This window comes from Pseudomonas sp. SIMBA_041 (genome assembly GCF_046535095.1).
GTDB classification, from domain to species: domain Bacteria; phylum Pseudomonadota; class Gammaproteobacteria; order Pseudomonadales; family Pseudomonadaceae; genus Aquipseudomonas; species Aquipseudomonas mucoides.
Window position 1 is genome coordinate 1 of sequence record NZ_JAWRXJ010000483.1, and the last position, 261, is coordinate 261.

Genomic DNA, 261 nt, shown 5'->3' on the forward strand with positions numbered 1-261 from the left:
CCAGCAGCGGGCCGGGTTCATCCCCCAGGAGAATCGCACACACACCGCGCGCGCTTTGCGCCACCAGTATTGCCCCCAGGGAACACTGGCCGAGGGCGAAGCGGATATCGGTGTTGGGGCCGCCGGCGCGGTAGTCGCTGGGCGTCATGCCCAGCAACTGGTCGGCCGCTTCGTAGAAACGGCTGTTGGAGTTGAAGCCGGCGTCATACAGGGCTTCGGTGACCGACTGGCCGCGTTCCAGGTGGGAGCGTACCTTGCGTG

1 protein-coding gene is annotated in these 261 nt (G+C 66.7%); it reads right to left on the reverse strand.

Features of this window, described 5'->3' with window-relative positions:
* The coding region (locus SB725_RS32010) for a helix-turn-helix domain-containing protein (protein WP_410923493.1) at positions 1-261 on the reverse strand (261 nt) is incomplete at both ends.